This window comes from Streptomyces glomeratus (assembly GCF_021462825.1).
GTDB classification, from domain to species: Bacteria; Actinomycetota; Actinomycetes; order Streptomycetales; family Streptomycetaceae; genus Streptomyces; species Streptomyces glomeratus.
Genome location: NZ_JAKEEB010000021.1, coordinates 66,544 through 81,627 on the forward strand (window position 1 = coordinate 66,544; position 15,084 = coordinate 81,627).

At 71.2% G+C, this 15,084-nt stretch carries 11 protein-coding genes; all 11 read left to right on the forward strand.

Annotation, left to right across the window (positions count from 1 at the left end):
- The first annotated feature begins 153 nt into the window (after window positions 1–153).
- The 11 genes from LZ604_RS23015 (at window position 154) to LZ604_RS23065 (ending at window position 15,068) form a co-directional block, all read left to right on the forward strand.
- Window positions 154–1,086 carry a conjugal transfer protein gene (locus LZ604_RS23015; protein WP_234517332.1) on the forward strand — a complete coding sequence of 311 codons (933 nt, stop codon included), beginning with the start codon at window positions 154–156 and terminating at the stop codon, window positions 1,084–1,086.
- The gene (locus tag LZ604_RS23020) at window positions 1,083–1,424 is read left to right on the forward strand and encodes a hypothetical protein (protein WP_234517333.1); all 342 of its coding nucleotides are present in this window, start codon (window positions 1,083–1,085) and stop codon (window positions 1,422–1,424) included. Before LZ604_RS23015 ends, LZ604_RS23020 begins: the two co-directional genes overlap by 4 nt.
- A complete protein-coding gene (locus tag LZ604_RS23025) occupies window positions 1,421–1,993 on the forward strand; it encodes a hypothetical protein (RefSeq protein WP_234517334.1) in 573 nt (190 codons plus the stop codon). Before LZ604_RS23020 ends, LZ604_RS23025 begins: the two co-directional genes overlap by 4 nt.
- A complete protein-coding gene (locus LZ604_RS23030) occupies window positions 1,990–4,677 on the forward strand; it encodes an ATP-binding protein (protein ID WP_234517335.1) in 2,688 nt (895 codons plus the stop codon). Before LZ604_RS23025 ends, LZ604_RS23030 begins: the two co-directional genes overlap by 4 nt.
- Before the next feature lie 343 nt (window positions 4,678–5,020).
- On the forward strand, window positions 5,021–7,780 hold the full coding sequence (locus LZ604_RS23035; RefSeq protein ID WP_234517336.1) for a hypothetical protein: 2,760 nt from the start codon (window positions 5,021–5,023) through the stop codon (window positions 7,778–7,780).
- Complete coding sequence (locus LZ604_RS23040) at window positions 7,777–8,925, forward strand: C40 family peptidase (protein ID WP_234517337.1); 1,149 nt, start codon at window positions 7,777–7,779, stop codon at window positions 8,923–8,925. The genes LZ604_RS23035 and LZ604_RS23040 overlap by 4 nt, the downstream gene beginning before the upstream one ends.
- Window positions 8,922–9,563 (forward strand): hypothetical protein, encoded by a 642-nt coding sequence (locus LZ604_RS23045; RefSeq protein ID WP_234517338.1) that lies wholly within the window; start codon window positions 8,922–8,924, stop codon window positions 9,561–9,563. Before LZ604_RS23040 ends, LZ604_RS23045 begins: the two co-directional genes overlap by 4 nt.
- Complete coding sequence (locus tag LZ604_RS23050) at window positions 9,539–12,160, forward strand: type IV secretory system conjugative DNA transfer family protein (RefSeq protein WP_234517339.1); 2,622 nt, start codon at window positions 9,539–9,541, stop codon at window positions 12,158–12,160. Before LZ604_RS23045 ends, LZ604_RS23050 begins: the two co-directional genes overlap by 25 nt.
- Window positions 12,157–13,071 carry a replication-relaxation family protein gene (locus tag LZ604_RS23055; protein ID WP_372482181.1) on the forward strand — a complete coding sequence of 305 codons (915 nt, stop codon included), beginning with the start codon at window positions 12,157–12,159 and terminating at the stop codon, window positions 13,069–13,071. The genes LZ604_RS23050 and LZ604_RS23055 overlap by 4 nt, the downstream gene beginning before the upstream one ends.
- A gap of 447 nt (window positions 13,072–13,518) precedes the next feature.
- Window positions 13,519–14,103, forward strand: coding sequence for a hypothetical protein (locus tag LZ604_RS23060; protein ID WP_234517341.1), 585 nt, complete (start codon window positions 13,519–13,521; stop codon window positions 14,101–14,103).
- Between the two features lie 113 nt (window positions 14,104–14,216).
- Window positions 14,217–15,068, forward strand: a complete 852-nt coding sequence (locus tag LZ604_RS23065) for an ATP/GTP-binding protein (RefSeq protein ID WP_267971701.1) — start codon at window positions 14,217–14,219, stop codon at window positions 15,066–15,068.
- Window positions 15,069–15,084: the final 16 nt, after the last annotated feature.

Below are 15,084 nucleotides of genomic sequence, written 5' to 3' on the forward strand. Positions count from 1 at the left end.
GGTCGGGGTCATGGTCGGGCCGACCACGACGCCGACCACGGCTTTTGTGTCCTCTTCGTGACCGTGGTCGGGGTCTCGTGGTCGGTGGTCGGGTCGGGGGCGGCCGGTTTTCTCAAGGTCAGCAAGTACACGTTCTGACCTGGGAGTTTGACCATGTCTCCTGGCAAGCAGGCCTCGGAGAGCGAGGCCGGCGCCCCGACGGCCGCGGGCGCCCGGCTGGAGAGGATGCGCAGGCGCGTCCGCCTCTCCCAGCTGGCTGTGTGCACCGCGATCGCGGCCGGCCCGGTCGCCTTGGGCATCGCGGTGCTGTCCGGTCCGGCCACCGTGGCGGCCGCCCCTTCCACGAAGCCCACCGCCGTACGCACCGCGGCGGTCGCGGCCGACCCGGCGGGCTATGCGCAGCTGTTCGTCGGCGCGTGGCTGCGCAGCAACGCCGACGACGCCGAGAGTGCGCAGGCGCGGCTTGCGCAGTCGATGGCGCCGGACGTCGACCTGCCCGATCCGGCCGCCGCTGCGCATTCGGCGCCGGAGTCCGTGACGGCCGTGCGCAGTGGGCAGCGCGACGCCGGCGCGTGGTCGGTGACAGTGGCTGCGCAGTACGCCGACGGACGGTTGCGCTACTACGCGGTGCCGGTGGCCGCCGACCGTGCAGGCACCTCGTTCACGGTGACCGGCGCGCCCGCCGTGGTCGCCGGCCCGGCGCGGGCCGAGGTGCCGAAGTCGCCGTACGGCGTGACCGTCCCCGATGGTGCTGTGTCCTCCGCCGTCGGGGAGTTCCTCTCCGCCTACCTAACCGGAGCCGGCGAGGTCAGCCGCTACCTCTCGCCCGGTGTGAACCTCACCGCCGTCTCCCCCGCCCCGTACCAGGCGGTCACCGTCCAGCAGGTGTCCGCCGCCGAACAGGCCGCGGCCGCCGCGCAGGTCCCGGCCGACGGCACCGCGGTCCGCGTCCGCGCGGCAGTGCAGGCCCGGGACGGCCACGGGCGCTGGCCGCTGGCGTACGAGCTCGCGCTCAAGGCCCGCTCCGGCAGGTGGGAAGTCAGCGCGCTGGAGTCCGGCACGGTCCGGGACGGAGGCGCCCGGTGAACACGATGCACAGCCTGATGCTCGCCGGGCAGCTCAACGACCTCGGCGACAGCTGGATCAGCATGTTCAAGGAGTGGGCGACCAAGGGCCTGCAGACCGGTCTGGTCGTGCTGGTGGTCGTCATCATGATCCAGAAGTTCTCGTTGAAGGCCGGAATCGGCGCCCTGCTCCTGATGGTCATCGCGCTGGGTCTGTACAACTCCCGCGAGGACCTGGCGGACATGTTCACCGACGAGGTGAAGAACCCGTCGAAGGGAGCCCCCGCCATCCCCGGGATCGTCCAGTCCGAACTGCCGGCCTCGCCTGACCACTCGCCCGGCGTCGGAGGCTGGCTGTGAGCGCCACCACCACGCGGCGGGTGGGCCGCTTCTACACTGCCGCCCGCCGCCACCCCTGGGTACTGGGCAAGGTCGCCGACTGGAGGATCCCCCTCGGCCCCTACACGCCCGCGCAGATCGCACTCGCCATCGCCGGCGGCTTCCTCCTGGTCAAGACGATCAGCTGGTGGTCCTGGATGGGGCCGGTCCCCGTCACCGCGTGGCTGTTGGCCATCTGGGCGCTGCGCCGGCCGAAGGTCCGGGGCCGCGCCCCGCTGCAGGCCGCTGCGGGCTGGCTCCTGCTCGGCTGGCAGCCCCGCGGAGGGCGGATCGGCGGGCGGGCCGCCCGCGACCGGTCAGCCCGCCCGCTGCTCGGCGGCTTCACGATCGAGGACACGCTCTGCCCCGCTACGGCGGCCGCAGCGGCCCGTGCGTCTGGGCAGTGTGCAGCGCGGGCGCCGCGCCGCCCGGCACGGCCCCGCTCGTCCACGCGCCGCTCTACGGCGCCGGCAGTCCCCCCGGCGCCGACCGGAGTGCTGTCGGGCGTCCAGGAGCTGCTGGCACGCGCCGAGCAAGCAGGTGCGCGGTGAGGGTGCCGGTCCGTCACATCGCCGGACACCTGGTGTGGTCGACGCACGGCAGCGTGTGGGCGGTCTACCGGCTCCATCCCGGGCCCGACGCCCGCGGCCGCCATGAGGAGGCCGTCCAGGGCACGTACGTGCCGGCTGCGGTCCGCGATGAACAGCTGGCAAAGATCACCCATTTGGTGCGCTCGCTGTCCGGGGCGCCGCGCCTGTACGGCCTGTGCGCCCAGGTCGACCCGGGCGAGGTGGCCCTGCGGATGATCGAGGGCGTCGAGCCCGCAGACCGGGCCGCGGGCACGGGTGTGCATCCGTGGGTGGAGAACGTCGAAGCGACCCTGGACCTGCTGAGCGAGCAGGAGATGCACCGCCGCACCCTGTGGCTGGCCGTTCCGCTGCAAAGCGGCGCCGCGGCCGGGCAGGTCGCCGCGTCTCTGGGAGCGATGTGGGCCGAAGTCGCGCCGCTGCTGGGGATGCGGGCCGCGCCCGTCGCCCGTCGGGAGGTGACCGCCTACTTCGAGCGGGCCTCCCGGGTGGAGGCCGCGCTCGCTGGAGGCGTCGCGTTCCGCCCGGCGCGCCCGGCGGAGATCGTGTGGATGATCCAGCATGCCCTCCACCGGGGTCTGCCGGAGCCCGTGCTGGCGGAAGCCGAGGCCAGTGAGTTGTACGGCGGGCAGGTCCGCGACGGTGTGCTCACCTCGCCCAGTTACGCCGACCTCGGGCAGGCCCGTCTCCAGGAGGGCGGCGTCGACCCGATGCTCGACGACGCTGACGACCTGGCCGGCACCGGCCAAATCGCACGGTCGGGCCGGAAGGCCTGGTGGCGGCTGAAGACGTCCTCCCCGCTGCGGCGCCGGTGGCTGCAGGTCGAATCGGACACCGGTGTGGGCTACCAGGCGCACCTGGCGCTGGCCGAGTGCCCGCCCGCCGTCAGCCAGGACGCCGCCGACCTGTTCGCCCAGCTGGAGACCTTGGACTTCCCCGTCGACTACACCGTCGACCTCGCCCTCGTGCCCGCGGACAAGGCACGGGATCAGGTGCGGCGCAAGAAGAACGAACTCGTCGACCAGGCCGACCAGTACGACGCCCGCCCCACCGGCATGCCCGCCTCACTCACCGAGGCCGCCCGCGACCTGGGCGAGCTGGATGCCCGCCTCTCCCGCACCAGCGTCGAGGTCGAAGTGCAGTCCGTCACGGTGCTGACGGTATGGGGGCCCACCGCAGCCGTCTGCGACGCCCGCGCCCGGGCCCTGGCCGCGCTGCTCGGCGGAGCCGACTACCGGGCCGTGCGCCCGGCCGGCCTGCAGGAAGCCCTGTTCACCCTCGGCCTGCCCGGCACGACCCGGCCCGGTGTCGTGCGGGAGTTCACCCAGCACCAGGTCAGCGAAGACTGGGCGCTTTCCGGGGCCTTCACCGCTGCGGAAGTCGGCGATCCGAACGGGATGCTCCTCGGGATCGACCTGGACTGCGGCACCACCCGCCCGGTGATGGTCAACGTGGCGGACGCGCCGAAACAGGACGCCTCGGCATCTATGGGCATCGTCGGCGACCTGGGCGCGGGCAAGAGCGTCCTGGAGAAGCTGATCTCCGAGGCGGTTTGGGCGCGCGGAGGTTGCGCGATCTGCATCGACCGCACCCCGGTGCGGGAGTGGGCGGCATTCGCCCGCGGCGCGGCCGCCGACCGCTGCCAGATCATCGACGCCGCGCAGGCGGAGGTCTCTATCGACCCGCTGCGCATGTTCGAGGGGCCCGAGGGCCGCCACTACGCCCTGTCCTACCTCACCCTGCAGCTCGGCATCGGCCCGATGAGCACCAATGGCGAGGTCCTGCACCACGCCGTCGAACAGGCCGCCGCCAGCGACGCCCCCTCCATGCACCGCGTGCTGCAGGTCCTCGAGGAAATGGCCGGCCGGGAAGCGGGCAAGCGGCAGGACGCGGCCGCCGCCCTCGCCGGCCTCATCCGCGTCGTTGCCGCCAACCCGCTAGCCGCGATGGTGTTCGACCCGACGCTGCCGCCGGTACAGCTGGACGCCTCCAGCACCTCCGACATGATCGTGATCACGACGGCCGGTCTGAAGCTGCCCCCGAAGGCCGCGTTCGACAAGCCCGAAGTCCTTAACCAGCAGCCGCTGGAGGCGCTGATCGGCCGCGCGGTGCTCTACCTGATCGCCGCGATCGCCCGGCAAAGGGCGTTCGAGGACCCCGAGCGGTTCACCGCCGTCGTGCTGGACGAGCTGTACTGGCTCACCTCGTCCGCCGAGGGCACCGCCTTGGTCCACGAGATCCTCCACGACGGCCGCAAGCACAGCGCTGGCCTCATCGCCGGCTCCCACGACGCCGAGGAACTCGGCCCGGACCGCGGCCTGATGGCCTACCGCGCACTTGCCCGCACCGCCGACCGCGAGCGCGCCCGCCGGGGCCTGGAGTTCCTCGGCCTTGATGCAGGCGACCCCGAGCTGCTGCGGCTGGTGACCACCGGCCTGTCCCCGGTCGGCCACAAGGGCCGCGAGGGCGAGTTCCTGATCACCGGTCCCCGGCAGAACACCGGCCGCATCAAGGTCGTCATCCCTCGCATCGCACGCATCGCCTCGTCCATCACCACCACCCCGGGACGCCGCACCACCACGCCCGTGTCCACGCCGGCCACCGCTGCTGGCGCCGGCGCTGGCGACCGCCCGAAGGACCTTCGATGACCGCCTTCTGCCCCAGCCGCTCCCAGCGCCTCGCCCCAGCCGCCAGCGCCCTCACGGTGACTGTCGCCGCAGGCCTGCTCCCGATGACGTTGACGGTCAGCCTGCCGCAGACGTGGTGGCCGCGCACTGGAGCAGCCTTCGCTACTGCTGACCGGAACGCAGATCCGTGCGAGCTGATCGCAGGTCCGACCAAGGCCTACTGCGAGCGCGGCACCGCCTCCGCCCAGGCTGCCCGGGGCCGTGGTGACGCCGCCGTGGGGAAGCTGACTCCTGCCGCGACGGCAGCGGGCGCGCTCGTCGTCTGGCGCCGGCGCAGGCCGACCGGCCGAGGGCGGCGCTGAAGATGTTCCGTCCACAGCGCACAACGCTCCGCTCGGCCGGGTTCGTCGTGGTGCTCACCGGCGTGTTCCTCCTGGTGAACTCCCAGGTCGTCTACGCGGCCAGCAGCAACAGCGGCAGTGGAGACCTGCTCGCCCCTTTGAACATCTACTCGTCCGAGGGTGTGCCGATCGACGGCTACGACCTGAACGCTTCAGGCGGCTCCATCGTCGCCTTCAAGAGCCAGGCGTTGGCCTTCGCCCTATCGGGACTGTTCACCCTGATCCGCCTGCTGGTCGGTTTGGCAGGGTGGGCGATCGAGGTGGCCTTCCGGTTCCCGCTGCTGAAGATCCTCGCCCGCCCGGCGCAGAAGGTCGCCGACACATACGACACCGTGGTGGTCGACACCCTCGGGCTGAAGGGGCTGATGCTGGCCTGGGCGTTCGTCTTCGCCGGATTCATGATCGTGCGCGGGCGGGTCGGCCGCGGTCTGGGCGAAATCTTCCTCACCCTGTTCATCGGGGCGATCGCCGCCTCCGCTCTCATCCGCCCCGACACCCTGCTCGGCACGGACGGCCCTTTGGGACAGTCCCAGCAGGTGGCCGCCGAGGTCGCCCAGCACAGCGTCAACTCCTACGACTGGGGCGGCAAGCTCGCCAGCAAGGACCCGTGCGCCGGCATGGCCGGCAACGCCGAGCTCAAGTGCCTGGGACGCGAAGGCGAAGGACCGGTCTCCTCAACCGAGGTGGCCCGCCCCATCCAGGACTCCCTCACCAACGCGCTGATCGTCAAGCCGTACATGCTCCTGCAGTACGGGCGGATCCTGGACCCGGCCAAGGAGTCCGACCGCAAGGCCTACGCGGTCCATCTGAAGTGGGTCATCGGCGGATACAAGGCAGGCACGCCCTCGGACAAGGCCAAGGACGCCTGCAGGCTGGTCCACGGCCCAGGCAAGAAGTACTGCGAGCGCAACGCCGACGCCTCCCCCGGCAGCGGGGACCGTCTGCCGCAGTTCACCCCCGGCGGCGAACTGCTGGACTCCCCCAACGCCATCGTCACCGACGAGGACCAGGCCTTCGCCGCGTTCCTCGCCGACATGAAGAAGGCCGGCCCGGTCGGCAAGTCGTGCGCCGCCTACGCAGACAAGCCCACCTGGTGGCGGCTCGGCGGCGCCTTCCTGCTCCTGATCGCCGCCCTGTTCATCTGCGGCATGCTGCTCTCCAGCGCCATCGTGCTGCTCGGCACCCAGGGCATCTGCGCGGCCGCAGCGGCCGCCGGCGGCGTCACCTTCATCGCCGCCATGCTGCCGGGACCGCCGCGGCAGAGCGTGTGGAAGTGGCTGTCCCTGTGGGGCATCGCGGTCCTGGCCGTGGTCGGGATCTGCGCGTTCATCCCGTTCTTCGGTATCGCCGTCGACGCCACCATCACCAACGGCCCCCAGTTGATGGTGGAGCGGATCCTGCTCATCGACGTCCTGGCCATCGCCGGCGCGGCCGGGCACCGCCGCCTGCTGACCGGTATCGCCTCCTTCGGCCGTCGCATGGCCATGCGGATGCGCTACGCCAAGGTCGGCGGCACCCACCTGCCCGGCGACACCTCCGAGCTCGGCGCCGCGCTCGCCATGAACTCCCCCGCAGCGCTGGGCGGATACGGCGCCGGGCTGCGCGCCTTCACCGGCGGGGGCGGCAGGTTCGGGATGCTCGGCACCCGGCAGCGGCTGATGGGCGCGCTCACCTCGCTGTTCGACGGCGCGGGCATGCCGGTGGACACCGGCGCAATCCTCACCGACGCCACAGCCGAAGCCGGGCGCGGCCTGGCCCCGCTGACCGCGGCCGCAGCTGCGGGCGCCCTGGGCGCACAGCTCGGTACGAAGGGCGCGCACTGGCTGCTCATCGGCAAACGGCCGGACAAGGAGCAGCTGGCCAAGTGGCGCAAGCCCACCGCCGACGGCGACGACCCGCGGGCGGGCGGCCCCTCGGGCAGTGGACCGCCGCCTTCGGGCAGCGGCGGACCGCGCAGGCCCGGCGGCCCGCCCGACCGCTACCGCAACGAGCAAGGCCAGATCGTCGACCGCAACACCGGCCAGGTCCTGCACGACCAGAACACCGACCGCACACTGCTGTCGACCCGGGCCCACAACCGGCTGGTCCGATTCCGCGGATACCGCATCCTCAACCGGGGCGGCCGCGCAGCGTACGGGGCGACGGTCGGCCTGCCGGCCAACATCCGCCGCGCGCGGGCGGGCGGCTCGCGCTACTCCCAGGACGCCCGCCAGCAGGTACGGGTGTGGGGCAACACCGTCCGCGAGGACAGTCGGGCGTGGGCGGACACCGGCCGGCATGTCTCCCGGGTCATGCGGGAGCACACCGACGACCGCGGCGGCATGGGCCCCTTCCACAGCCGCCGCCTGCCAGCCACGGCCGCGCCGGCCTCAACCCGGGACGCGGCCACTGCGCCACACCCGCCCACGCCCCGCACCCCGGCAGGCCGAACAGGTACGGCCGCAGCGCGGACCGGCACGCCGCCGTCCCCGTCCAGCGGCCACGCCCCTACGGCAGATCCGGAGCCTGCCCCGCGGCCAGGACCCGGTTACACCCCGCCACGCGCAAGCGGCGTGCCCGGCCAGGACACGCCGGTTCTGCCCGGCGGCAGGAGCGCACGCAGCGGGGCTCGCGATGAGGCGCGCGCCCGGATGCAGGAGTTGATGCGCAGGACCGGACCCGAGGCCGAGCGGCTGCGTCACGAGCGCACGCGGCGGCGTGGCGAAGGTGGTGAGGACGAGTGAGGCCAGCCCGGCGCCGCCTGGCACGATGGGGGTGCATCGGAGCGCTGCTGTTCTTCTCCGCCGTATGCTGCGCTGCTCCGATCTCCAACGCGATCAGCGCGTACGTCGCCCTGCAGACCGGTAGGAGCGATGACGGCGGCACCGACGGCGGCACGGCCGCGGACATCCCGCCGCGCATGCTCGCTGCCTACCACAAGGCGGTCCAGCAGGTCGGCCGGTACGTGCCGAAGTGCAAGGCAATGCGCTGGCCGATCCTCGCCGGGATCGCCAAGGTCGAGTCCAACCACGCCATCGGACACAACATCGCCGAGAACGGGGACATCCGCCCGAAGATCTACGGAGCACTTCTCAACGGCTCTGGCGCCGGCGGCAACACCACTGCCTTGCCGGACACCGACAACGGCCGCTGGGACGGCACCGCGTCTGGGGAGCGAGCCGTCGGCCCGTTCCAGTTCCTGCCCTCCACCTGGGGCTCCGTCGGCAAGGACGCAGGCGGCGACAGGGTCGCCGACCCGCACAACGCCGACGACGCCGCTCTGGGAGCCGCCGTCTACCTGTGCGGCGAGGGCCGGAACTTGGCCCAGCGCTCCGAGCTCAAGGCCACGATCTGGCGGTACAACCACTCCGGCGAGTATGTGACCGACGTGCTGGGCTGGATCGACCAGTACACGGCAGCTGCCAAGGCTCCCGACCTCAGGAGCGTGCAGGGCAAGGTCCGCACCGTCATGGAGGCGGCCCTGTCTCGGCGGGGCGTGCCCTACTCGTGGGGCGGCGGCAACGCGAACGGCCCGTCGTACGGCATCTGCTGCTCGCCGAGCGGGAAGAGCGGCGCGAACATCAAGGGCTTCGACTGCTCGGGGCTCACCCTGTACGCGTACGCCAAGGCTGGCATCAGCCTGCCGCGCACCGCGGCCGAGCAGGCCGGTGTCGGCCAGCGGATCCCCGCCGGCCTCGGCACTGGCGCCCTCAAGCCGGGCGACCTCGTCTTCTACGCCTACGCCCCCGGACACGACTCCACGATCTACCACGTCGGGATCTATGCCGGCAGCGGTCAAATGATCAACGCCGCCCGCCCGGGCACGGCCGTACGGCTGGACTCGGTCACCGCAATGTCCGGCTATGCGGGCGGAGCACGGCTGCTGTGACCGCCACGCCACGCTCACCGCGTCTGCTGTTGCTGAGCACCATCACGCTCGCCGTCGCCGGCGTCGCCCTTTTGCGCATGCCGCACGGCCAGGCACCGTCGGCCCCGGCGACGTCGTCGACCGTGCACACGGCCACGGAACCCTCACCGGCCTCTGAGCCTTTCGCGGGCACGCCGCCCACCGGCACGGCTGCCTCAACGCCCGCCGCATCGACACCGGCGGGCCTAAAGTCCGCACTTCCGCCGCACGGCGAGGGCACCGCAGGCGATACGGCCATTCAGCAGGCGCTGCAGGCCGCCTGGCCCCCAGACCTTCCCGCCCGCGACGAACGCGAACTGCTGGCAGCCGGGCGTGGCCTCCTGCGCGCCGACGCCACCGGGATCGGCCGCGCGAGATGGCCCGGCGTCTTCCCCACCTCCAGAGGAGGCCTCGCGCCGGCGTTCGCCACCGCACAGTTCCGGATCCAGGCCGCGATCGCCCGCCGGGACGGCGCCAAGGACCACGCAGTCGTGCACCTGGTGTGGGCCGGCGCCGACCGCGGCGGCACCTTCACCGACGGCCGCATCACCGACTGGCGCTTCACCCGCACCACCACAAGGAAGGGGGCGTCCACATGGACTCCGCAGCCCCGTACCTGACCGGGCTGGCCGCACCGTCGACATCCGGTTCGGTACCCGGCGTGTTCACCGGCCTGGCTCACACCGTCGGCTGCGTGATCGCCTACTGGTGGGTGTCCGCCGTGTCCGCCATCGCCCTGTGGGTCGCGAGCGAGTTGGCCGTGCGCCGCCTGGCGCGGAAAGCCTCCGCGGAGCGCATGGCACTCGAGCTCATGCCATCGCGGCACTTCGACCCCAGCCTTGAGGAAATCTTCCGCCGGGGCGTCCAGCTCGCCCGCGCCTCCACGAGCATGCCGTGGTGGGCGCCGCGCCGGACGAAGGCCGTACAGATCCGGCTACGCGCCGACGGCACTGCGCCGCTGCGCTACCGCATCGAAGGCCCCGCGGGCGGCGAACGGCTGCTGTCGATCACCCCGTTCGGGCCGGACGTCACCGTCAACCGGGCCCGGCCCATCGTGGACAAGCCGCGCAAGCACACCGTACGAGCCGAATTCATCCTGCGCGGCAAGCCCACGTCTCCGCTGCGCGAAGTGCCCCTCACCCCCGACCCCCCGCAGCCCCTGATCGACGCTGTGGCCGACCTGAGAGCCGAGCTGGGCGACCTGGCAGAGATCCGGCTCGACATCCAGCGGGCCCCCAAGTGGGCGCTGCGGGCGCGGCGTCTGCAGTTGATGGCACACGCCCGCCGCCAGGAACGGCGCGAGGCCCAGCGGGCCGCCCGGTGGATGCGGCAGGACGCCACCGGCATCGAGGACTCGCTGACCTGGCATCTGCAGCAACTGCTCACCGGCAAGCGGGGCGGGGGCGGGCGCCGTCTGGTCATGCCGCCCGTCCCTCGTCGGGTAGACCCGCAGGAAGCGCTGGGCAAGCTCGCCGAGGACGACCACCTGGTGCGCGTGCAACTGCTCGTGATGTGCGCCTCGAACACCCAGGGCCGCGCCGAGGCCCGGCTCGCTCAGCTACAGGCCGCGCTGGATGTGTTCGGCGGCGGCTCCCGCTGGGCGATGCGCGGCTGGAGGGTGGGCCCGTGGCGGTTCGGGGCGGACCGGTGGCCCAGCCAGCGGGGCTTCGCACGCCGCTGGGATCTGGGGCACTGCCAGCCGCCCCGTCCGAACTGGGTCCGGTTGGACGAGCTGACCGGCCTGCTCAAGCCACCCACGGCGCACTGCCGCCTGCCGCTGCTCGCCGGAGACCTGCCGACGTTCGAGCATGGGAATCCCGAATTGCTGCTGCAAGGAATCTACCGCGGGCCGGACGGCCGCCGACGCCTGGTCGCCACCTACGCCAAGGAGACGCTGTTCGAGGTCGCAGTGGGCAAGGCGGGCGGCGGCAAGACGGAGCGTGCCCTCGCCCAGGCGATCGGCTGGGCCCACGCCGGCGGCGGGCTCATGTTCGTCGACCCGCACCGCGACTCATGGCCGCGTGCGCTGCCGTTCCTCGCCCACGACCACCTGATGGAGCGGATCGCGCTGATCGACCTCAACGCAAACGGCCGCCACCCGCAGGTGGCTTCGTGGAATCCCATCGGCATGCACCAAGGGCAGACGGCGCACGAGGTCGTCGAAGCCGTCACCGACGCCTACGCCTCCGCTCTCGGCTGGGACGACGCCAGCGCACCCCGCGCGCTCACCATCCTCACCTCGTCCCTGGCCGTACTGGTAGCCGTCAACGAGGCCGCCTGCCAGGCCGGACGACCCGGAGACCAGGCAACCATCTTTCACGTACGGGCCCTGCTCGCGGACCCGGCCTTCCGGTTTGCAGCACTCGCAGCAGTCGAGGGACGCCTCGATCACGAGACCCGCTCCTGGTGGCAGACCGTATTCCCCACCCTGCCCGCCGACGCCTTCGCCGTCGTCCTCAACCCGATCGCCCGCCTGGCCGCCAACCCCGTCACCCGCGCCTTCCTCGGACAGCCAGCCGGCGTCTACAACATCCGCGCAGCGATGGACCACCGGATGATCGTGTGGGTGTGCCCCGGCGGCAACGGCCCCACCGACCGCCTGATCACGGCACTCCTCGCCCGGGACCTGCTGCGCGCCGTGCGCTCCCGCCGCGACACTCCCGAAGACCAGCGGGTGCCGTTCCGCCCGTACTTCGACGAGCTGATCACCCTCACCGGTGCCGCACCGGAGACGATCGCCGCGATGTTCGAAGACTTCCGGAAATACAAGGTCCACATCCACGGCATGACCCAGCTGCTGGCCCGCCTGCCCCAACCCGTGCGGCTGTCACTGATACAGAACGCCTCCACCCTCGCAACCACCGCGGGCTCGCGGTCCGCCGTCGCGCCGATCACCGCCGAGTGGGGCGACCAACCGGGCCCAGATGCCGTAGCTGCCCTGGACCGGTTCGAGCACTACATGTCGCTGACGGTCCACGGCCGTCGCGTCGGCCCCGCCCGGATCAGCGGCCCCCACCTCGACGAGGTCTTCGCAGACCAGGCCCGCCCCGGCCGAGCAGCGGAACTGGAGCAGTCCGCTCGAGCCACGGCCGGCACAGCGCCGCTCGAAGAGCTCACCGCGCGGGCCGCTGACCAGCTCACACGCGTCAGTGACTTCCTTGCCCAGCAAGCCCCCACCATGTCCGCCGTCCGGCTGCAGAAGGGGAGATACCAGTGACCCCCGCCTTCCAGACTGTCTCCTCCAAGCGCGCTCCGAGCCCCGCCGAGCCGCTGCCACATCAGCTCCTGGTAGCGCTTGGCCAGCACCGGATGGCGACCACGCAACAGCTCCACGACCTGCTGAGACCCCGCGCAGCACGGCAGACCGTCTCCGCCCCCTTGAACAAACTGCGCCGCAAAGGCCTGGTGGACTACACGGTGCTACCCCAGTCCAACCGCACTCGCGCCTGGTACCTCACCAGCGAGGGCGCGCGGCTGGCCCGGGACCTGCCCGCCCTGCGCGGTCGGCCCCCGTATCCGATCACCTCGGCCACGGCTGCCTCGCTGAAGACACCGCACACCCTCACCGTGGTCCGCACCCACCTGGCCTTCGTCACCGACGCCCGCCTGCGCGGCGACGAACACGGCCCTCTGGACTGGACGCCCGAGGTCTCCCACCCGCTCAGCGACGGCGAGAGGATCATCACTGACGCGGTGATGCACTACACCCTCATCGATGAGGATGAGCGGACGAAGCTACGGGCATTCGTCGAGGTCGACCGGGCGACCATGGGCAGCGAACGGCTTGCCTCCAAGCTGATCGAGTACGCGCGGCTGTGGTCGTACGAGCCGCAGCCCGCGGGACGGCCACGCTCGCGGCAGCCCACCGAAGCCGGGGCGGTGTGGCTGCGCTGGTATCCCGTGTTCCCCCGGGTGCTGTTCGTGCTGACCGGGGCCTCCCGGTACGTCCTGGACAACCGGATCAGCGACCTGCAGGCCATGGCCGCCCAACACCCACTCGTCGCCACCATGGCCCGCAAAGTGCCACTCGGCGCCGCCGTCCTCGACGACCTCGAACTCCACGGGCCAACCAGCGATGCCTGGGTGCCGCTAGGCGGCGGCGAACGTCGTCCATGGACGAAGCTGTGATCCTGCGCCTGCGTGCGAAGGCCTGTCGGCCTTCCGCATCAAGGCGCAGCGGAATCCGAACCGCCCGCCCCACCGGGCGTCACACGACGGGCAGCGCGCAGAAGGCCCAAGACGCGGAATGGCCGAGTTCTTTCCCACTCCTCCACCGCGGTGCGTCGTTGGCCTGGAGCACAGACGACGTCAACGCAGGGGCGGAACAAGGCTGATTCGCGCGCGTGATGAGCGAGCGGGAAGGACTGCAAATCGACTTCCCGTTCCGAAAGTGACCGAATACGTCCCGGGTTGCACGAGGGAACTCAATTACACAGTTGGGAAGTTGACCAGACCATGCGTAGCCTGACGACTACACGATGCGCATCAGCGCAGCTTGACCAGGTTTTCAGGCGAGCCATGGGGGCGCGACCTCGTCGAGAGCCCCGTCCATGGCACGCCGCACGGGGAGGTATCGTGACACGCCGCGCACACCACGCCGCCCGCTCCGCTGTTCGCTTCCGAAATCGCACCACGGCGACCTTGGGGCTTTGCGCCGTGCTGGCCCTTTCGGCGTGCAGCACCTCTGACAAGCACGCCGCCTCCCCAACATCCACTGCTACCAGCCCGTCCGTCATCCAGGATTCGAAGGACCAGACCGCTCGGGATGCCGCGCTGACCGCCTGGCGAGGGATGGACGCCGAGATGGTCAAGGCGTACCACCAGGGCAGGTCTTCTGGCACCAAGCTCTCCGCCTATGCAGCGGACAAGGCTCTCTCGAAGATCGAGAGCGAGTTGTTCCAGTACCGCCGGGCTGGAGTGCATTTTGAAGGGGAGCCGAAGTCGACAGCCCAGGTGACCACCGTGGACGTGGGGTCAGCTCCGCAGACGGCCAGCATCCACGAGTGTCTGGACACCACCGACTGGAAGGCAATGCAGGGCAGCAAGAACGTCACCAGTCCCAACCAGGTCCAGCGCTACACCGTAACCGGATCCGTTCGCACGATCGGCACGCAGTGGAAGGTCGTCGATTACCAGGTGGACAAGGCGCGCACATGCTGATCCGGTCCAGAGCCGCAGCTGCCCCATTAGCGTTAGGGCTCTTACTGGGCCCCTCTCACCTTGCCCATGCGGGAGGTGGCCCCACCGTTGCCCCGCCCACGGACTGCGGCGACATGAGAGTGTGCATCGGCGTCGGCACCAGCGGATCCGATGCAAAGCCGTCCAAGGGCAGCAGCGGCAAGCAGACCACGAAGTCCTCGCACGGGAAGCGTACCTGCAGCACCTACTTCTCTGGGAGCAAGCACTCACTTGACCCAAAGGGCGCCGGCGAGTACGAGGTGCCCTGCGAGGATCCTGACCTGGGCTCTTTCTCCGGAGGTTGCTACTTCAAGAAGGCCGATCCCCAGCCTCCGGCCGGTGATCCCGCCTGGCAGGGGCACAAGCCAGGCGACGGGGCGATCTACCAGCGCAGCTGCCCCTTCGGCTTTCCTGGCAACCAGACCTTGGCCCAGGGCTTCGTGTGGATGGCCCAGCCACCAGCCGCGGCCGCTGTCGACCCCGCGCAGCTCGCCCAGGAGGCCGTCGACAAGATGAAGCTCGAAGGTCCGGACATCGCCAGCCCGCGCGCGGCCGGGAAGTACACCGTTGGTGTGCCGATGTGGATGTGGGTGCGCCAGAGCGCCACGACGTACGGGCCCAACACCGCGTCGGCCTCGGCGGGCGGCATCACCGTCACCGCGACCGCAAAGGTGTCGAAGATCATGTGGAAGATGGGCGACGGCGCCTCCGTGACCTGCAACGGCCCTGGCACGCCCTACACCGCTTCCGAAGGCATGGCACAGTCCCCGACCTGCGGTCATGTCTACTCGAAGATTTCAGCCGCTGGTCCGGGCGGCAAGTACAAGGTCACTGCGACCTCGACGTGGACGATCAACTGGCAGGGCGGCGGACAGAACGGCCAGCTCGTCGAGACCCGGCAGTCCCAAACGCAGGTGGCGATCGGAGAGCTGCAGGTCGTCAGGTAACGCCGCCGGAAGGACA

Coding starts and splice junctions, on each gene's coding strand:
- LZ604_RS23015 (WP_234517332.1), top strand. CDS start 154: ATGTCTCCTGGCAAGCAGGCCTCGGAGAGCGAGGCCGGCGCCCCGACG.
- LZ604_RS23035 (WP_234517336.1), top strand. CDS start 5,021: ATGTTCCGTCCACAGCGCACAACGCTCCGCTCGGCCGGGTTCGTCGTG.
- LZ604_RS23065 (WP_267971701.1), top strand. CDS start 14,217: ATGAGAGTGTGCATCGGCGTCGGCACCAGCGGATCCGATGCAAAGCCG.
- LZ604_RS23050 (WP_234517339.1), top strand. CDS start 9,539: ATGGACTCCGCAGCCCCGTACCTGACCGGGCTGGCCGCACCGTCGACA.